The sequence below is a fragment of the Pusillimonas sp. ANT_WB101 genome (genome assembly GCF_008369125.1).
Lineage (GTDB): Bacteria > Pseudomonadota > Gammaproteobacteria > Burkholderiales > Burkholderiaceae_B > Allopusillimonas.
Map to the genome: position 1 here is coordinate 820519 of NZ_VOAY01000001.1, position 19298 is coordinate 839816.

17 protein-coding genes and 1 tRNA gene are annotated in these 19298 nt (G+C 55.1%); 8 read left to right on the forward strand and 10 right to left on the reverse strand.

Annotated elements, in window-relative coordinates:
- Nucleotides 1-51: 51 nt before the first annotated feature.
- From FQ179_RS03870 to FQ179_RS03905, 8 genes are all read right to left on the reverse strand, one after another.
- On the reverse strand, nucleotides 52-873 hold the full coding sequence (locus tag FQ179_RS03870; protein ID WP_149395939.1) for a M55 family metallopeptidase: 822 nt from the start codon (nucleotides 871-873) through the stop codon (nucleotides 52-54).
- Between the two features lie 219 nt (nucleotides 874-1092).
- On the reverse strand, nucleotides 1093-2172 hold the full coding sequence (locus FQ179_RS03875; protein WP_149395940.1) for a P1 family peptidase: 1080 nt from the start codon (nucleotides 2170-2172) through the stop codon (nucleotides 1093-1095).
- A gap of 12 nt (nucleotides 2173-2184) precedes the next feature.
- Nucleotides 2185-3081 (reverse strand): glutathione ABC transporter permease GsiD, encoded by an 897-nt coding sequence (gene gsiD / locus FQ179_RS03880; RefSeq protein WP_149395941.1) that lies wholly within the window; start codon nucleotides 3079-3081, stop codon nucleotides 2185-2187.
- 9 nt (nucleotides 3082-3090) lie between these two features.
- Nucleotides 3091-4011, reverse strand: coding sequence for a glutathione ABC transporter permease GsiC (gsiC, locus tag FQ179_RS03885; RefSeq protein ID WP_149395942.1), 921 nt, complete (start codon nucleotides 4009-4011; stop codon nucleotides 3091-3093).
- A gap of 60 nt (nucleotides 4012-4071) precedes the next feature.
- Nucleotides 4072-5619 (reverse strand): glutathione ABC transporter substrate-binding protein GsiB, encoded by a 1548-nt coding sequence (gene gsiB / locus FQ179_RS03890; protein WP_149395943.1) that lies wholly within the window; start codon nucleotides 5617-5619, stop codon nucleotides 4072-4074.
- 34 nt (nucleotides 5620-5653) lie between these two features.
- Nucleotides 5654-7738, reverse strand: a complete 2085-nt coding sequence (locus tag FQ179_RS03895) for a dipeptide ABC transporter ATP-binding protein (RefSeq protein WP_149395944.1) — start codon at nucleotides 7736-7738, stop codon at nucleotides 5654-5656.
- Between the two features lie 97 nt (nucleotides 7739-7835).
- The gene (locus tag FQ179_RS03900) at nucleotides 7836-8810 is read right to left on the reverse strand and encodes an isoaspartyl peptidase/L-asparaginase family protein (protein WP_149395945.1); all 975 of its coding nucleotides are present in this window, start codon (nucleotides 8808-8810) and stop codon (nucleotides 7836-7838) included.
- Nucleotides 8803-9702, reverse strand: coding sequence for a MurR/RpiR family transcriptional regulator (locus FQ179_RS03905; protein ID WP_370459832.1), 900 nt, complete (start codon nucleotides 9700-9702; stop codon nucleotides 8803-8805). Before FQ179_RS03905 ends, FQ179_RS03900 begins: the two co-directional genes overlap by 8 nt.
- A gap of 267 nt (nucleotides 9703-9969) precedes the next feature.
- Between FQ179_RS03905 and FQ179_RS03910 the strand changes: the two genes are divergently transcribed.
- A tRNA-Leu gene (locus FQ179_RS03910) sits at nucleotides 9970-10054 on the forward strand.
- A gap of 176 nt (nucleotides 10055-10230) precedes the next feature.
- Here the strand turns inward: FQ179_RS03910 and FQ179_RS03915 are convergent.
- Nucleotides 10231-11511 (reverse strand): MFS transporter, encoded by a 1281-nt coding sequence (locus FQ179_RS03915; protein WP_149395947.1) that lies wholly within the window; start codon nucleotides 11509-11511, stop codon nucleotides 10231-10233.
- Nucleotides 11512-11675: 164 nt separating this feature from the next.
- Between FQ179_RS03915 and FQ179_RS03920 the strand changes: the two genes are divergently transcribed.
- Together FQ179_RS03920 and FQ179_RS03925 are read left to right on the forward strand one after the other, a co-directional pair.
- Complete coding sequence (locus FQ179_RS03920) at nucleotides 11676-12983, forward strand: NAD(P)/FAD-dependent oxidoreductase (RefSeq protein WP_149395948.1); 1308 nt, start codon at nucleotides 11676-11678, stop codon at nucleotides 12981-12983.
- A gap of 36 nt (nucleotides 12984-13019) precedes the next feature.
- Nucleotides 13020-13826 carry a methylated-DNA--[protein]-cysteine S-methyltransferase gene (locus FQ179_RS03925; RefSeq protein ID WP_149395949.1) on the forward strand — a complete coding sequence of 269 codons (807 nt, stop codon included), beginning with the start codon at nucleotides 13020-13022 and terminating at the stop codon, nucleotides 13824-13826.
- A gap of 414 nt (nucleotides 13827-14240) precedes the next feature.
- Here FQ179_RS03925 and smpB read toward each other — a convergent pair whose 3' ends face one another.
- Nucleotides 14241-14702 (reverse strand): SsrA-binding protein SmpB, encoded by a 462-nt coding sequence (gene smpB / locus FQ179_RS03930; protein WP_149395950.1) that lies wholly within the window; start codon nucleotides 14700-14702, stop codon nucleotides 14241-14243.
- 62 nt (nucleotides 14703-14764) lie between these two features.
- On the opposite strand from smpB, the gene FQ179_RS03935 reads away from it, so the two are divergent.
- The 5 genes from FQ179_RS03935 (at nucleotide 14765) to mmsB (ending at nucleotide 19008) form a co-directional block, all read left to right on the forward strand.
- Nucleotides 14765-15199 (forward strand): type II toxin-antitoxin system RatA family toxin, encoded by a 435-nt coding sequence (locus tag FQ179_RS03935; protein WP_149395951.1) that lies wholly within the window; start codon nucleotides 14765-14767, stop codon nucleotides 15197-15199.
- Nucleotides 15192-15524: an RnfH family protein gene (locus tag FQ179_RS03940; RefSeq protein WP_255474821.1), complete on the forward strand. Its 333-nt coding sequence runs from the start codon at nucleotides 15192-15194 to the stop codon at nucleotides 15522-15524. The genes FQ179_RS03935 and FQ179_RS03940 overlap by 8 nt, the downstream gene beginning before the upstream one ends.
- Before the next feature lie 94 nt (nucleotides 15525-15618).
- Nucleotides 15619-16773, forward strand: coding sequence for an acyl-CoA dehydrogenase family protein (locus FQ179_RS03945; RefSeq protein WP_149395952.1), 1155 nt, complete (start codon nucleotides 15619-15621; stop codon nucleotides 16771-16773).
- Nucleotides 16770-17924: an enoyl-CoA hydratase/isomerase family protein gene (locus tag FQ179_RS03950; protein WP_149395953.1), complete on the forward strand. Its 1155-nt coding sequence runs from the start codon at nucleotides 16770-16772 to the stop codon at nucleotides 17922-17924. Before FQ179_RS03945 ends, FQ179_RS03950 begins: the two co-directional genes overlap by 4 nt.
- 199 nt (nucleotides 17925-18123) lie before the next feature.
- Nucleotides 18124-19008, forward strand: coding sequence for a 3-hydroxyisobutyrate dehydrogenase (gene mmsB, locus FQ179_RS03955; protein WP_149395954.1), 885 nt, complete (start codon nucleotides 18124-18126; stop codon nucleotides 19006-19008).
- Nucleotides 19009-19298 lie beyond the last annotated feature (290 nt).

The following is a 19298-nucleotide window of genomic DNA, read 5'->3' on the forward strand; positions in this document are numbered from 1 at the left end:
GCTTTACAGTGTGCCCGGATGGTATTTGCAAGTTTGCGCTATAGGTTCACTTTATCGCAGCATGAAAGACATGGCAGACAGGCTGTTCAGCATGCGTATGATGTGTTCCATACTATTGGCGTCAAAAGATAAAGAGGTTGCATCGAGTCGCTTTAGCATGGGCAACTGGCAAAACAAATCTGCTTGCCCGCTGGTTTGCGTAGCGAGATCACAGCTGAAGGTATTGCCAGGTAGACGGTAGGGCTGCAGAGATGAAATCAACGACATCGCCTCGGCGGCGGCCTTGCGTATCAAGCTGCAGGCATGCACTGGCGACAGCGATACACAGCTAGCCTGCCCGTGCGCTTGTTTAGTCTGCACCGCCAACGCGCCCGGAAATTGTTGTTGTGTTTCGGCGATGAAAACATCATCGCCTGTCATAAGCGCAACAGGCACGCCCATTTCACCTGCCAGCGCTCCGTAAAGCCCCGCCTCATTGAGCTCGATTCCGTTTACGGCGACACGTCTGAACGCGAAACTATTGATGGTATGGGCCAGCACGCCGCGCGTGCCAGCTCCTGAGTGGTACCCGACGAGAAATACCGCATCACATTTTTGCTCCAAGCCTGACATCATGCCCAGATAGCGCGGCTTGCCGGTAATACTCTGCACGCGTTCGTCCAAGTGATCGAGCAGCAGATTGCGAAAGCCTCCGTGTGAGTCATTAACGAACACTTCTGTGGCACCGCCATCAAATGCCCCCCGTATAGCGGCGTCGGCTTCAGCCGTCATCCACTTGCGGGCCCGTTCGTATTCAGGGTTGCCGCTGCGCACTTGCTCAGCGTGCGTAACGCCTGCAATGCCTTCAATATCGACAGAAACAAGGATTTTCATAGTTGGCTTCAAAAGATGATGGAAATAGGATGCAAGACGTACGCGATTGATGAAATTCGGTCGTAGTGAACCGGGGCCGTAAGCCAGGCTTAGGGCTTGTGGCTTGTAGTTTGTAGCTCATGGCTTATAGCTTGTAGCCTATGGTCTACGGCTGGTAGCTGGTAGCTTGTAGCTTATGGTTTATGGCCCGTGGCCTATGGCTTATGCAGAAGAATGTACTCATGGTTTTACAGCGAGGTGTGCGCGCCAGTTCGGCAACAGCTCAGTGATAGCTCTGCGTCGGTGCCCGTCCCGGCCTGTTACTGTGGCGGCAGACCACAGCGCGTTAACAATCGCCTGTTCTGTTGCTTCGGCAGTGGCTTCAAATAAAGCATCAAGCTCAGTTTCATGCAGCATGGCAAGTGCGGGCATAGGTTGGGAAGCCAGGGCAGGGATGCGATATGCGTTACTAAAAGCCAGTGCGATGTCACCGCTGCCATGTCCATAGACGGAACCTGTGCGCGCAAGGCCCGCGGCTGCACGTTTGGACACCCGACCAAGCTGGCGCGTGTCCAGCGGCGCGTCTGTCGCCAGCACAATGATAATGGAGCCCTTGTCTTGTTCTCGCAAATCATCTGGCGCTCTCGCGAATAGCTTGGCCGCCAGATCAGCGCCTAGTGGCTGCCCAGCGACTATTAAATTGGACAGCCGGCCAAAATTGGCAAGAACCAATGCGCCAACCGTGTATTGGCCATCGGTGCACGCTGCAATGCGGGAGGCTGAGCCGATTCCGCCCTTGAGGTGAAAACTTGACATACCGCGGCCAGCACCTACGGCCCCTTGTTGGAAATTGGGCGCGGTGTTGAGGCAGGCTTCGTGATAGTGTGTTTCGTTAACCGAAAATGCCTGGATATCGTTTAGATAGCCATCATTGCATTCGAGCACCAGCGGGTTGGCTGTTGGCCATTCGCGGCCAATCTGCGGATGCTGCGCGATGGCCTGACGCAGTTGCGCCGTAGCGATCTGGCCAACTGAAAACGTGTTGGTTAGCGCAATTGGCGTTTCGACGACACCCAGTTCATGTACCTGTATTAATCCAACGCTTTTGCCAAAGCCATTGATGATGCATGCTGCGGCGGGAGTTTTTTCCAGAAAAAGATCGCCGTCGTGAGGACGAATGACGGTAACGCCGGTCTGGATATTGCCGTCACAGAGCGTAGCATGGCCCACGGTTACACCTTGTACGTCGCTTATGCTATTGCGCTTGCCCAAAGGCAAACGTCCGACGCGAGGCGCTTCAAAAGAATTGCTATTTTTCATAAGGGGATACGGTCATCGATCTATTTTTGGATCCAGCGCATCGCGCAAGCCGTCACCCAACAGATTAAAAGCGAGCACTGTTAAAAATATTGCCAGAGCTGGAAAAATTGCCACATGCGGTGCCAGCAGCATGTCGGAGCGCGCCTCGTTGAGCATGGCGCCCCATTCGGGCGTAGGCGGTTGTGCACCCATGCCAAGAAATGACAAGCTGGCCGCGGTGATTATGGAGGTGCCAATGCGCATGGTGCCGTACACCACAATAGGGGAGATCGTACCCGGAAGAATATGGCGAAATATAATGACCGCATCTGAGGCCCCTATGCTGCGCATGGCCTCGATATAGGTCATGCTTTTAATCGCCAGGGTACTGCCGCGTACGAGTCGTGCAAATGCCGGTACGCTGAACACGGCAACGGCAATAATAACGTTCACCATGCTCGAGCCCAGTACCGCAACAACCCCAATCGCCAGAAGAATGCCTGGGAAAGCCAGCAACACATCTGACACACGCATGGTGATACGATCCCACCAGCCTTCATAATAGCCAGCAAGCAACCCCATAACCGTGCCAACCAGCGCTCCCATCGCCACGGATACAAAGCCTGCTGCCAGCGAAATACGGGACCCCATAAGTACCCGGCTAAAGATATCGCGACCTAACGAATCTACGCCCATCCAGTGCATCCACGAAGGGGGGCTGTTCAGAAAGTCGTAGTCGAAATAGTTTTCGGCGTCGTAGGGCGTAATCAAGGGTGCGAAAATGGCCAGCAATATCAGCAGCAGCACGAAGACGCCTGCCCACATTGCCAGCTTTTGCTTGCGGAATTTACGCCAGAACTCCCGCATCGGAGTGCGCACAGGCGCGTCAGACTGAGTGGACGCAGGGCTTATGGAGGCGGTTGGTGTCATGGCGGGCAACTATTTGTAGCGTATGGTTGGATTGATCAGGCCGTACAGCACATCGACGACCAGATTGATGACGATGAATTCGAGCGAAAACAGCAGAATCAGCCCCTGAATAACAGGGTAGTCACGCATGTTGACAGCATCGATCAGAAGACTACCCATGCCCGGCCAGGCAAACACGGCTTCGACGACAATGGAGCCGCCCAGGAGAAACCCAAACTGCAGTCCCATCATTGTGACGACGGGAATGAGGGCATTGCGAAACGTATGCTTAATAATAACAACCCGTTCGGCGAGCCCCTTGGCACGTGCCGTGCGGACATAATCTTCCTGCATCACTTCGATGAAGGCCGCTCGTGTAAAGCGTGCCATAACGGCGGCCACACCGGCACCCAGAGTAATGGAGGGCAGCACATAATGCAGCCAGCTTCCTGCTCCAACCGTAGGAAACCATCCGAGCTGCACAGAGAATATCTGCATCAGGACCATGCCCAGCGCAAAAGCAGGAAATGAAATACCCGAGACTGCGGCTGTCATCCCGATGTGATCCGGCAAGCGGTTGCGCCACACAGCTGAGATGACGCCAACCACGAGGCCAAACACAACTGCCCAGACCATGCTGGTAAGCGTTAGCAGCATCGTGGGCATGAAGCGTTCACCGATCTCAGTGGCCACGGGACGTCGCGTACGCAGCGAATTGCCCAAATCACCATGCAGCAATCGTTCTACGTAATGAATAAACTGTTGAGGCAGGGGCAGATCAAGGCCGAGCTTGTGGCGCACCACCTCTATTGTTGCCTGATCGGCCTCGGGGCCGGCGGCGAGCCTGGCGGGGTCGCCAGGCAAAGCATGCACGAACAGAAAAACCACCACTGCAACCAGAATCAGTGTTGGGATCATGCCGAGCAGTCGTTTGATGATGTATGTGATCATGGTAGTGCTGAGCGCGGCCACCCCTTTTTCAGATTGGGGTAGCCGCGCAAGAGTCCCGTATCAGGGGTTAAGATCTACGTCTTGAAACTGAAAAGACCCATCGGGCATGACATTGAAACCCGTCAACTTCTTGCTGTGTACTGACAGAAGTTTGATGGTGGTAAGAAATGCCCACGGCGCATCGTTCCAGATTTGATCCTGGGCGGTGTCGTAAAGCGCTTGTTTCTTGGCTTCGTCTGTTGTCAGCAATGCATTTTCAACGGCATCGTCAACCTTCTTGTTCGAGTAATACGCCGTATTATTAAATACAGGCGGCCAACCACTGGTTGTCAGCAAGGGGCGTATTGCCCAGTCTGCTTCGCCTGTAGATGCAGACCAGCCTGCATAATACATACGTACTGGTGCAGTCTCGGGGTCTTTGGCTGACTGCACGCGCTGAACACGCTGGCCAGACTCCAGCAGCTCGACCGACACCTTGATGCCAACCTGGCCTAATTGCTGCTGCAAGAACTGCACGACTTTGGCTGAAGTGCCATCGTTATAGGCAGACCACAGAGTGCTTGAGAAACCATCAGGGTAGCCAGCCTCTTTCAGAAGCTCTTTCGCCTTTTTTACATCATAAGGCCAGGGGTCCATCTTCTTGGCATAGGCGACCCCTTGTGGAACCACCCCTTGCGACGGGAAGGCGTAACCGGCGAAGGCCACTTTGGCCAGTGCTTCTTTGTTAATTGCATAATTAATGGCTTGGCGAACGCGCACATCATCAAAGGGCTTGTGCAGCATGTTCATCGAGATATAGCGTGCGATGATAGACGGTGCCGCCACAACCTCAAGTTTGTCGTTCTTCTCGAGAAGCTTTGCCTGCTCAAAGGGCAGGGGGTAGGCAAACTGCGCTTCGCCAGTTTGCACCATCGCTGCCCGCGTGTTGTTGTCCGTTACGGTGCGGAATGTCAGTGTGTCAATCTTTGGGTAGCCTTTGTTCCAATACCCATCGAACTTCTTGACCTTTACGTATTCAGCCGGCTTCCAGTCAACAAACTCGAAAGGCCCGGTGCCGACAGGATGAAAGGTAATGTCCTTACCCCATTTTTTGAGGGCTGTCGGTGAAATCATCATGGCCGACGGATGGGCCAGCGCGTTAACGAAAGCGGAGAACGGCTCTTTCAGCGTGATCTTGACCGTGAGCGGGTCGATTACGTCGACCTTTTCAATACGGCTGAACTGGTTGTAGCGAGCCAGACCGTTGGATTTGTCCAGCACACGGTCCAGATTGACCTTGACCGCCTCTGCGTTAAAGTCTGTGCCATCCTGAAACTTAACGCCATCACGCAGCTTAATCGTGTAGCTTAAGCCATCGTCGCTAGGTTGAGCGCTTTCAGCGAGCAGGGGCTGCACTTTAAGGTCTTTGTCGAACTGAAACAAGCCTTCGTAGTAGCTTTTTCCAACTGCTTGCGCGAGTGTAGAGTTGGTGTTGTAGGGATCGAGTGAATCCAGGGCAATTTCAACCGCTACGGTCACGTCTTCATTTGCCATAACTGGCAATGCACCGAATATACCTGCGGCGAAGCTTAATGCCAGTATCGAATTTTTGATCTTGAAGTGTTTCATGCTTGGTCCTCCAAACAACTAAAAAAGCATCGGGTTAATGGTGTGCTACATAATGACCAGCCGTTACTTCAATCAAAGGCAGGACGACGGGTTCGTCGCCAACGCTTCTTATTGGGCTGGGAACTTCTCCGACCAGTAGTTTCCGGTCGAGGTGACGGCGCGAGGGGTCCGCGATGGGCACTGCTGCCATCAGTTTCTTGGTATACGGATGCTGCGGGTTTTCAAATATTGAACGTCTGGGTCCGATCTCAACGATCTGGCCCAGGTACATCACGGCAACACGATGGCTGATACGCTCGACCACCGCCATGTCGTGCGAGATAAAGAGAAAGGCAATGCCCATCTCGCGCTGCAGATCCATGAGCAGGTTCACGATCTGGGCCTGTATGGAGACATCAAGCGCAGAAACGGACTCGTCTGCGATGACAACCTTGGGGTTGAGCGAAAGTGCCCTGGCGATGCATATACGCTGGCGCTGGCCGCCTGAGAATTCGTGTGGATAGCGTTGTGCCGCGTCGGGCGGCAGGCCGACCTTATCCAGCAGCCATGTCATACGTTCTCTGGCCTGGCTTGGCGACATCACTTTATGAATTAGTAATGGTTCGACAATTGAATAGCCTACGGTCATACGCGGATCAAGTGATGCAAAGGGATCCTGAAAAATAAACTGTATGTTTCGACGTAAAGTCTGCAAGTCCGGGCCGCGCATCTGGGTGATTTGCTGGCCCTGAAACTCAATTTCGCCGCTCTGGCTTTCAACCAGCCTTAGCAAGGATCGACCGGTTGTTGACTTGCCACAACCCGACTCACCCACGAGTGCAAGTGTTTCTCCCGGGTACAGGTCGAAACTGACTTTTTCGACGGCATGCACGCGTCGCGTTACACGACTGAAGATACCGGTACGGATATCGAACCGTGTACACAGTTCGCGCACCCGCAGTATCGGCTCGCCTCGCTGCATTGTGGCTGCGCTGATGTGGCCAACTACGCTTTTAGGCTGGATGAAGTCGGTCCCGATGTCTGCGTTGGTGCCCGTGCCTGTACTGCTGCTGTCTGCGCTCGTGTCTGGGTTGGTACTCCTGCCTGTGTTCGTGCCTGTGCCTGTGTTGGTACCTGTACCTGCGTCTGTGCTTGCATCTGTACTTGCGCCTGAACCTGTATTTTTCTGCCGTGCTGCATACTCGTCGCGTTGTGCCGTGGCATAGATTGCCGCTTCTGCGTCACTGGCTGTCGCGGACAGCACCGGGAAATGTTCTGGTGCATCAGTTCCACGCATGGAGCCCAGTCTTGGAACCGCAGCCAGCAATGCGCGCGTGTAGGGATGGGTGGGTTGATCAAAAATCTGTTGGGCAGGGCCTGATTCAACTTTGTCGCCGCGCAGCATGACCAGTACGCGATCCGCCACCTCAGCAACAACACCCATGTCATGAGTAATGAAGATGACGCCCATGTTCATCTCACGCTGCAGCTCCCGGATTAACTGAAGTATCTGCGCCTGTATCGTGACATCAAGGGCTGTAGTCGGCTCGTCTGCAATCAGCAAGGCTGGCTTGCATGCCAGTGCCATGGCAATCATGACACGTTGTCGCATGCCACCAGATAACTGGTGGGGATAACGCCCAAGCACGTTTTTGGCATCAGGAATACGCACCAGATCAAGCATGCGCAAGGCTTCGGCCAAGGCCTTGCGCATGCTCATGCCCTGATGCAGGCATAGTGTTTCGGCGATCTGGTCCCCAACCGTAAATATGGGATTGAGCGACGTCATGGGCTCCTGAAAAATCATCGCCATATCTGCACCGCGTACGGCACGCAGCTGAGCCCCCTTTGCAGTGGCCAGGTTAATGACCTGACCATTTCGCCGGGACAGCAACATAGTGCCGCCTAACAGGTGGCCGCCACCGTAATGGACGAGTCGCATCAGTGCCAGCGACGTTACTGACTTGCCGGAACCAGATTCCCCTACGATAGCCAGCGTTTCACCACGGTCTACATGAAAAGACAGATGCTTAACCGCGTCCAGCGTGCGTTCTGCACTCTTAAACTGCACGCTCAAGTCATCAACGCGCAATACGCGATTTTCTTCCAGCGAGAGGTTAGAGGTATTTGCTGCCGTCATTAACCCAGTTCATCCATAAGAATAGTTTTCTACAGGGCGGAAAGCACATAGCAGGGGTCATGGCCCGCCAAACTCCGCCTGCACTGCAAAGTTTTAATTACCGGTGTATGGCTACGAACGGCGTCTGACCCGACACTACATAGGCGCGATACATGCCCTCGGTATTGAAAGGCATGGCTATATTGCCTTGGGCATCAATAGCGATCAGTCCACCCGCACCGTCCATCGCAGGTAATTTGCTGTGTATCAACTGATTTGTTGCCTGCTCTAGCGAGTGGCCCGCATATTCCATTTGTGCAGAAACGTCGTAGGCAGCAACGGCCCGTATGAACGCTTCTCCCTTGCCTGTCGTGGAGACCGCGCACGTTTTATTGTTTGCGTAGCAACCGGCCCCGATGATGGGGCTGTCACCGATGCGCCCTGGCCATTTGTTTGTCATGCCGCCTGTGGAGGTGGCAGCGGCGAGATTGCCATAGCTGTCGAGCGCTACGGCTCCTACTGTGCCCATTTTGTTGCTTTCGTCGATTGGCGCTGCTGTCTGACCAAATGTGTTCGATACCGCCGAATCATGATCCAGAATAATGGTTTCACTTCCCGATCGTTGTGCCGCCTCAAGCTGCTCACGTCGTTCTGTTGTGGAAAAGAAAGTTGGATCTACGCACGCCAGACCTTGGGCGCGGGCAAATGCGTCGGCATTTTGGCCAACGAAGAAAACATGAGGGCTGTGATCCATGACGGCTCGCGCAGCGAGAATAGGGTTGCGCACCGTTCTGACGTTTGCAACAGAGCCACAGCGCAGTGTCTGCCCATCCATGATTGCGGCATCTAGCTCATGTTCTGCGTCACGGGTAAAAACGGCGCCATGCCCTGCGTTAAATAAAGGGCACTCTTCAAGCAGGCGCACAGCTTCAGCGACAGCGTCCAGCGCGAGCCCACCCTCTGTGAGCACGCGCTCGCCACCAGCCAGAGCGTGGCGCAACGCGTCTTCATACTGCTTACGTGTTTCAGGTGTTATCTGGGCGCGGGCAATGGCACCAGCGCCGCCATGTATCGCCAACACAGGCTTAATCATTCTTTCTTTCTCCATGAATCAGCCAGGGCATCACCGACTCGGTGAGCAAGGCAGCCGCAGTAACGGAATGCGAGGATTTGTGGGCAACAGCAGCAGACAGTGCTTCGATCATGCCCAACACCGCAGTTTCGGAGTTGGACAGCAGCTGGCGCTGGCTGTGTGCATACAAGCAAATATCGGCCAGCGGTGCGAGTGGCGACGAAGGTTTATCGGTTATAGCGAGTACAGCAACGCCCTTGCTTTTGGCCGCCCTGACCAATGTAATGGTGTCGGCCAAATAACGCGGGAAGGCAATGGCAATGACCAGGTCGTCGGACCCAATACGTGAAAGTTCGCGCGCTGCATGGGAGACGCCTCCCGGGCCCGCCAATGACTCGACCATGGCGCAGTGAAGGCTGAGACCGCGCTGAAGCAGGCCAGCCAGGAAGCCGCTGGATCCGAAACCAATAATGAAAACGCGTTTGGCGTCCAGGACTGCCTGTACAGCACGTTCGCATTGCTCTGCACTCAGGGACATGCGTGTGAGCTCTGAATTGCGCTGATCTTCATAGATTGACGCGGCGAAGATATCAGCGGCTGAGGCGGCCTTGCCTCGCTCCAGGCGCAGGCGCTCCACAGGCTTCAGGTTTTCTTCGAAGCCGCGTGCAAGCTCGGCCCGGAATTGCGCATAGCCTGGCAGCCCAAGTGCCCGTGCGAAACGGTTAGCCGTGGCAATCGACACTTGGCATTCTTGCGCAAACTCGTCGATGGTCATCATGGCCACTTTGAATGGATGTGCAAGCACGTAGTCGGCCATGCGTCGATGTGACGCACTAAGGGTCGACATCGTGCTTGAGATCCTCCCGGCAATCGTTACGGGCTCGGCATGCGCGGATGAAAGGTGCGAGTTCAAAGTAGTGAAAGGCCTTGGGGCTGGTGTGAAGTGGCGTGATTTTAGGATAATGAATTTACATGAATGTAATCGATATGAAAACAAATTTTCATAAGGATAAACCCGAAGTGCCCGCTAACTAACTGGTGTTAGCAACGGTGATTAGTGGTGAACGAAAATATTTATCGCTTGGCCCGAAAAATCTTTTAGACTCTGTTATGATTGCGCCTCTCTTGTTAGAGAGATTGATGCGAAAATATGGTCTAGTTACCATGCTAAGCATGCAGTGCCCAGGTGGCGGAATTGGTAGACGCGCATGGTTCAGGTCCATGTGCCGCAAGGTGTGGAGGTTCGAGTCCTCTCCTGGGCACCACCGAATACAAAGATTGGCTGTCGAAAGACGGCCAATCTTTTTTTTGGTGCCCAGGAAGCGATGTGCACTGCGCACATCGCGTGAGGACGAGAAAGGCCGGGCCTGCATGCCCGGCCGGGGTCGCGCCCGTGCGACCGAGCCTCTTCTGGGCTGAAAAAGTGATGTGGTTGGCGCGGTTACGCCTGCGCCAGGCCTTCGGTGCGCTGCAGGCCGCGCCGTGCACGGTAGATCAGCATCATCATGATGCTGGCATTGAGCAGGTTCCAACCTATACCGTTGATGAAGGCGGCCTTGTACGAGCCACTGGCGTCATAGATAACCCCTGACATCCAGCCGCCCAGAGCCATGCCAAATAGCGTGGCCATGAGTACGACGCCCACGCGGGCACCGGCTTCGCGCGGCGAAAAATACTCACGTACAACCAGTGCATAGGCGGGCACGATGCCGCCCTGAAACAAACCAAACATGCCTGAGATTACATAAAGCGAGACCAGGCCGTTGCCTGCCAGAAACATGCATAGCGCCAGACCCTGTAATGCGGAACCAAGCAAAAGCGTGCGCAGGCCGCCAATATGGTCGGAGATCCAGCCTGAGCCCAGGCGACTGATTATGCCCAGACCCAACATCAGTGACAGCATTTGTGCGCCGCGTGCCGCGCCAAAACCCAGATCCATACAATAGGCCACGATATGCACCTGAGGCATGGCCATGGCTACACAGCACGCAACGCCTGCAACGCATAACAGTGCCTGCAGAGCACTGGGGCTAAAGCCTAGCGGTCGTGCCGGGTTTGAGCTGGCGGCTTCCTGGGCGAAACGACGAATTGGGCCATTGCTGTGCGTTTTAAGGCCTGTGCTGCTTACAGGTGGACGAAGCCTGCACATCCAGGACAACGCAAGCATGCTGACCAGGCAGAACAGACCTGTACCTTGATAGGTCAGGCGCCAGCCTGCTGATTCAATAAAATGCTGTACGACGGGTGGCCAAAGCGTACCTGCCAGGTAGTTGCCGCTCATACAAATAGCCACCGCTATGCCACGACGCCGATAAAACCATTGTGACGTGTCGGCAACCAGTGGTGTGAAACTGCCCGCTGCACCAATGCCGATAAGCAAAGCCTGGGCTATGGAAAAAGCCAGCAGGCTTTGTGCAGCACCCGCCATCCAATACCCGCCGCCCAGACACACCGCGCCAAAGATAATGGTGCGAAAAATGCCGAACATATCGGCAAAGCGGCCCATGAGCACCGAACCCAGGCCAAAGCCTATCATCGTCAGCATATAGGGCAGGGATGCGTCGCCCCGACTTACCGAAAACTCGGTTTCAATTTGTGGCAATACGACGGTAATCGTATACATGCCAGAACTGCCTATCGTCATAATAAGCAGCGAAACAAATAGCCGCGCCCACGCATAAGGCGATTCAATGGCGTCGGGTGAGGCGTGGCGGATTGTCATGTTTGGTATTGAACACCAAAAACCAGCGTTTGTGGGGAGATAAACGCCCAAGGTGCGGTAATATTCGGCCGCGTCATGCGTTTGATCTGTGTGCCGCAAAGGGCGTGCAACCGCGAAACCTCGTGTTTTAATATCAACTTCTACTTCCAAGGGCTAGGTGCGTAATGACGCAACCATTACACCGTGTAGTCATTGTCGGCGGAGGCGCCGGCGGCCTCGAACTGGCGGCTAATCTGGGCCGGCAATACGGGCCCAGGCATGTATTTTTGGTCGACAAAGATGACACCCATATCTGGAAGCCATCGTTGCATGAGGTTGCCGCAGGCACACTCGATATACACCGCGAAGGGCTTTCGTATTTTATGCTGGCCAAAGACTGCGGCTTCTCGTTTGTGCATGGGGCGCTGCAGAGCCTGGATCGTGCCGGCAAACACATAACGATAGGGCCAGTTCATGCCGACACAGGCGATGAGGTGTTGCCTGAGCGCGTGCTTGCGTACGACACCTTGGTGATGGCAGTAGGCAGCAAGTCAAATTTTTTCGGAACACCGGGCGCCGCCCAATATGCCACCGCACTTGATTCTACCGAGCAGGCTGAGCGTTTTCGCTTAAAGCTGCTGCATGCGCTCAGCATGGCCAACCGAAACAAGGCGATGGGTGAAGGCAGGCCTATAAACATTGCTATCGTGGGTGGAGGAGCAACCGGCGTTGAGCTGGCTGCTGAGCTGCTTGAGGCTTACGCCAGCTTTACCTATTACGGGCTTGACCAGCTTGATCCAGGCCATGACTGCCATATAGCCTTGCTTGAAGGGGCTGATCGCATTCTGTCCAATCTACCTCCAAAAATGTCCACGGCTGCGCGCTCGCTGCTTGAAGAACGCGGCGTCACCGTTTATACGTCAGTACGCGTTGCTGCGGTTGAAGAAAAACACCTGATCGACAGCGAGGGAGGGCGTTACCCCGCTGATTTGTGTGTTTGGGCAGCGGGCATCCAGGCTCCGCTGTTTCTGACCGGGCTTGGTCTTGAAACCAACCGTATCCAGCAATTAGTGGTTGATGCACAGCTTCGCACCCAAGACGCCGATATTTTCGCGATAGGTGACTGCGCGCAGGCCCCATGGCTGGGCCAAGAGGGCTACTTGCCGGCGCGTGCGCAAGTGGCGCACCAGCAGGCCAGTTTTATGCTCAAACTTATCAAGTCGCGTATTGCTGGTCAGCCCGAGCCGGACACTGTCTTCAAATTCAAAGACTACGGTTCACTGGTGTCAGTAGGGCACAGTCGCGGGGTGGGGAGTTTGATGGGGGTGCTGTCGGGCAAAAGCTGGTTTGTTGAAGGGTTGCTGGCGCGGTTCATGTACATGAGCCTGCATCTACTGCATCACAAGGCCGTGTTGGGTCCGGTGCGCACCGCATCGCTGGCACTTGGGCGCTTGCTGATGAAACGGGGTGCGCCCCGCGTGAAATTGCATTGATAAGGCCGGCTTGCGGGGTGTACCCGTTGCCGCGCCATGACGGGAGTTACAGAGGTGGCATTACATGCTCAATTTATTTCGCTGTTGGGTCCGATTTTACTGAGTGCCGAGCGTGATCAGCTGACCGGCCTGTACTTTATCGGGCAAAGTGATTGCCCGGTAATTGATGGGCTCGACCGATCTTCGACCATTGATATGTTTGAAGCCGCTGAGGCGGGAAAAGAGGGCAACGTGCCCTGTGAGACGGCGGTGCGTACGGGCATGAATGGGGCAATCGCTGGTCAGTCTGGCAAGGCCGATGGTTCGGGCCCGAGCTCAGGCATGCATGCGGGCATGCCCATAAAAGATTTCAAGATACGCCGCCGCGACCTTAACCATGACCTGTTCAGCCGTGAAAATATGCTGCGAACCTGCGGTGAGACGCCTGATAAACCGTTTGCCGTAAAGCAGGGGGCTATTGTGCCCTTGCAAGACAACACCCCGGCGGCGACGCATGACATGTTCTGTGAGGTGCACAGTCAGTTGCAGGCGTATTTTGAGGGTAGGCGTGAAGTGTTTACCGTCCCCATGTTGTTGCAGGGCTCGTCGTTGCAAAAACGGGTTTGGGAGGCGCTGTTGACTATTCCGTACGGCCAGTATGTGTCCTACGGCGATGTGGCCGTGGCTGCCGGGCTTACGCGACAGCACAGCCGGGCAGTGGGCAAGGCGGTCGGGCAAAACCCCATTAGCATCATGGTGCCCTGTCACCGTGTACTGTCGGGCACGGGCCGACTCAATGGCTATTCTGGTGGCCTTGATCGCAAGGTCACGTTGCTTGAAATTGAAGGGTTTGACGTGTATTGATGGCCTTTACGCCAAAGCTATACAGCACGCAGCATAAAACGCGCAATACGCGGCAAGCAGCAAGAAACAAGCAACAAGTAGCAGGCCGAAATTCCCCCTTTTCTTGACAAGAAAATAAGCTAAGTCAGACGGTAGGAATACTGCACAAGTTTGCGTAGCCGCGTTTGGCATTTGCGTAGTCGCGTTTGACAGCCAAATCTGGCCACCAATGCAGCACTGCCTGCTGTGCGGTGTGCCAGGCACAACTCACGCCCCACGACCGAAGGCGAAAGAGCGAAGCCCTGCGACCGAAGACCGACCACGCCTGCGCGTGCCCATGCTTATGCACAGAACGGAAAACTTGTCTTTCCCGTGTGCATGGCGGTTAATGGCTTAAGACGAAGAGCAGGCCATACACGGCCGTTTGCGATCAGCCTACTGCGGCTTTGCGCGCGTATCGTGCTTCATGATGCGCTCTTTTTCACGCTGCCAGTCTTTGTCGCGCGACGTGTCACGCTTGTCGTGCAGCTTTTTGCCGCGCCCAAGACCAAAATCGAGTTTGATGCGCCCGTTTTTGTAGTGCAGGTTAAGAGGCACCAGCGTATAGCCACGCTGCTCTACCTTGCCAATGAGCTTGCTGATCTCTTCGGCACGCAGCAGCAGTTTGCGGGTGCGGGTGGCATTGGGGTGAATATGCGTGGATGCCGTGGATAGCGGGCTGATGTGCATGCCTATAATCCACAGTTCGCCATCGCGAACGATGACGTAGGCTTCTTTAAGCTGTACATGCCCTGCACGTATGGCTTTTACTTCCCATCCTTCAAGCACGAGGCCCGCTTCGAAGCGGTCTTCGATGAAGTAGTCGTGGGATGCTTTTCGGTTGTCAACGATGCTCATGAATCTGAAACGGCCATAAACGGTAAAATCAGTACATTCTATCGACTAACCAACTCTCATGCATGCATAAAGTAGAAAGATCTGTTCTGGTGCCCTACAGTAAGGCCCAAATGTTCGACCTGGTGGCCGATGTGGCCCGATATCCCGAGTTTTTGCCGTGGTGCGGCGGCACGGTTGTGCATCAGCACGATGAACGCGGCATGGAGGCTTCGATTACGATCAGCCTGGCGGGTATCAAGCAAACCTTTACCACTCGCAACGAACATGACTACCCCAACCTTATTACTGTCAATCTGGTCGACGGGCCATTCTCACAGCTCAAGGGTACCTGGGCGTTTCATGAACTCAGCGCCGATGCCTGCAAAGTAGCCTATACCATGGAGTACGCATTCGCCAGTCGGGCGCTCGCAGCCGTGGTCGGCCCCATTTTCAACCGCATCGCAACCAGTTTCATTGACTCGTTTACGCACCGCGCGCAAGTGGTCTACGGTGAATAAACGTATATCCGTAACCGTGGTGTATGCATCGGCGCCAGCTGACGCGTACACTGCAGTAACAGCCGCTGGCATCTGGCAAAAAAGCCTGAGCCTGGCATTTGGCACGACGGTAGGGCAGGCTATTTCAGAAAGCGGCTTTTTTGATTGCCACCCACAGTACTCGCGGCAAGCATTGGTCGTCGGCATATACGGCAAGGCGTGTGCGCCAGAACGCCAGCTGCTCGATGGTGATCGTATTGAAATTTATCGCCCGCTTAATTTCGACCCCATGGAGTCGCGGCGGCGGCGCGCCCAGCATAAACAAAACCGATTGTCGCAAACATGACAAAACACGCGCTGCAAACGCGCTATGGTTAACGGCATTCGTTAAATAGCACGTATACGGCAGCCCCGACTGCTGGCACAAGGAGACAAAAAAAATGGATTTTCGCCTTAGCGACGAACAACAGGCTTTTGCACAGGCCGCCCGCGATTTTGCCGTTGGTGAGCTGGAGCCCAATGCGGCCCGCTGGGACGCAGAAGGCATCTTTCCTAAAGAGACCTTTGCCCGTGCGGGTGAAATGGGGTTTTGCGCCATTTACGCGCCTGAGTCCATTGGTGGCCTTGGGTTGCCTCGCCTTGATGCCACATTGGTGTTTGAGGAAATGGCCGCCTATGACCCGTCAACCACGGCGTTTTTGACCATACACAATATGGCAACGTGGATGATAGGCTCGTGGGCTACAGTTGCCGTTCGCGACGCGTGGGGGCCCTTACTGGCCAGCGGCGAAAAGCTGGCTTCATACTGCCTTACTGAACCCGGCTCAGGCTCAGACGCCGCGTCGCTCAGCACCCGCGCCGAAAAACGCGGCAATGCCTACATACTTAACGGCGCAAAGGCGTTTATCTCGGGGGCAGGTGATACCGATGTGCTGGTCGTCATGGCGCGCACGGGCGGCCCAGGTGCCAGCGGTATATCCGCATTTGTCGTACCGGCAGACACGGCGGGCATTACCTATGGTCGCAAAGAAGAAAAAATGGGCTGGAACAGCCAGTCAACGCGGTCTATTACTTTTGATAATGTCGAAGTGCCGGCCGACCACCTGCTGGGTAAAGAGGGCGAAGGGTTTAAGTTTGCCATGAAAGGGCTGGACGGCGGGCGCATCAACATTGCTACGTGCTCGGTGGGTGCGGCCCAGGGTGCCTACGATGCCGCACGCCGCTATATGGGCGAACGAAAGCAGTTTGGCCAGGCTCTGGCAAGCTTTCAGGCGTTACAGTTCAAGCTGACTGACATGCTTACTCATATTGTGGCGTCGCGCCAAATGGTGCGGCTGGCGGCTGCCCGGCTTGACGAGGGCGACCCGCAGGCAGGCTCCTACTGCGCGATGGCCAAGCGGCTTGCCACCGACTTGTGCTTTCAGGTTTGTCTGGACGCGCAGCAAATCTATGGGGGCTATGGCTATCTGAAAGATTACCCGCTTGAGCGCCTGGTACGCGACACCCGTGTACATCAGATTCTCGAGGGTACTAATGAAATCATGCGTGTTATTTTGGCACGGCAAATTTTGGACAAAGGAGCAGACATTCGATGACTTCCCAGGTGCAATTCCAGATTCTGGACACAGCCGGCAGCAAAAAAATCGGCATTGCCACGCTTAACAGCCCGCAAACGCTCAACAGTCTGACTCTCGAAATGTGCGAAGCGCTTGCCGCACAACTGACAGCCTGGCAAGACGACGATAGCATCGGGGTGGTTGTGCTAAATGCAGCTGGCGACAGGGCGTTTTGTGCGGGTGGTGATCTGCAGGGTATGTATAAAGGCATACTCGACAACACCACCGGTGACGCCTGGAACAATGCCTACGCCCGTGAGTTTTTCGATGTTGAGTACCGGCTCGACTATCAGATACATACTTATCCCAAGCCTTTGCTGTGCTGGGGTAGCGGTATTGTGATGGGCGGCGGCGTGGGTCTGATCATGGGTGCCAGCCATCGCGTCGTCACAGAAACCACACGTTATGCCATGCCTGAAATCTCTATAGGCCTGTTTCCCGATGTGGGCGGCACATGGATGCTTTCGCGCCTGCCTGATGGTGTGGGTGTGTTTATGGCACTTACTGGCGCCCAACTGGGTGCAAGTGACTGCCTGGCCCTGGGCCTGGCTGACTATCAGCTTGATACCGGTGGCTGGGACACGCTTATAGGGCAAATGGAAGAAACGGTGTGGTCTGACGATAGCACCCAAAACAGTCATGTGTTGCATCAGTTGCTGGGGACCTTAGGCTCCGAGCTTTCGACCGAGCCAGGGCCGCTGCAGACGCATTTTTCATTAATACGCCAGGCCTGCGGTGATGCAGACTTTGACGCCGTGTGTGCAAGCATTGCCAGCTGGGCGGAGCATGATGACCCTTGGTTGCAACGCGCTGCTAAAACGTTTGGGGCGGGCTCGCCTGGTTCGGCGCGACTGAGCTTTACGTTGCTGCGACGGGTTAAGCTAATGTCGCTGGCTGATGTGTTTCGCGAAGAGTACATCGTATCGCTGCAATGTGGTGTCAAGGGTGACTTGCAAGAAGGCATTCGAGCGCTCATCATCGATAAAGACAAACAACCAAAATGGAATCCGGCAACTTCGGGCGAAGCCACCCACGAATGGGTGCAGCGCTTCTTCGAAGCACCCTGGGGCGATCCGGCCGATCATCCGCTGGCCGACCTGGGTACGAGCAAAGTTAAAGTTAGCTCGTAATCGGGTTGTAGCCCTGCAGTGATCAGGCGGCATCCGTTTTAGCCTTGCTGGTTAAGGGCAGTGTGCTCGGTGCCTGCTGCCTCCATAGCATAGGGGTGCGAGTTGGAAACCTGCCCGCGCTTAGCGTGTGAAAATTCGCTGAGCGTATAAGAATTAAGAAGCAAACTATACAAAATTTAACGTACACAGGAGACAAAAAATGAGTCATATTGCATTTATCGGGCTGGGGCATATGGGTGCGCCCATGGCACTCAATCTGCTCAAAGCCGGGCATACGCTGTCTGTATTTGACCTGGTGCCAAGCGCCGTCAAAACGCTGACTGACGCAGGTGCCAGTGCTGCCGAGTCGGCACAGGCTGCCGTCAAAGGCGTTGATGCGGTAGTAACCATGCTGCCAGCCAGTAAACATGTTGAAGGCCTTTACCTGGGCGAGACCGGGCTGCTGCAGCACATTGCCGCCGGTACCCTAGTGATGGAGTGCAGCACCATTGCTGCCGTTTCTGCCCGTAAAGTGGCTGAAGCGGCTGCCGCCAAGGGTGTACGCATGATTGATGCGCCGGTCTCGGGTGGCACAGGCGGGGCTGTGGCCGGCACGTTAACGTTTATCGTTGGTGGCACCGAGGCGGATCTTGAAGCGGCCATGCCTTACCTGGAAAAAATGGGCAAGAATATTTTCCATGCAGGTGCGGCAGGTGCGGGGCAAGTGGCCAAGATCTGCAACAACATGCTGTTGGGCATTTTAATGGCGGGCACCTCTGAAGCCCTGGCACTGGGTGTCGCAAATGGGCTGGATCCTAAGGTGTTGTCCGATATTATTGCAAAGAGCTCGGGGCGTAACTGGGCCACAGAACTGTACAACCCCTGGCCCGGTGTCATGGAAAATGCGCCAGCATCCAAGAGCTACTCGGGCGGATTCGGGGTTGACCTAATGCTGAAAGACCTTGGTCTGGCGGCCGAGTCGGCATTAAATACGCGTTCAGCTACACCGTTGGGTGAGCTGGCCCGCAATCTGTATTCAATACATAGCAGCCAGGGAAATGGCGGGCTGGATTTCTCCAGTATTTTGAATCTGTATAAAAAGTAGATATCGGGCCAGCCTGATTCTGGCTGAAGCAGCCTTGATAAGGCTAGGCTCACTGGTTAGGCCAGCAACCGGCTGCTTGCCGTATGCGGGGCCTTGTGTACGGACGCCTCCCACGGGTGTATTGTGAGAGGGTAGACATTAACTACCTACGTGCGCTTTAGTGAGTGACAGATATTGTCGTACCTAGGCCGTGACCTTGGAACGTGCACTAAGCGTTTGCAGCATGCCTTTACGGCAGGGATTGGTTGTGGGCACTGGGGCGATCAGCTGCCCCAGCCTGTAACCGTTGG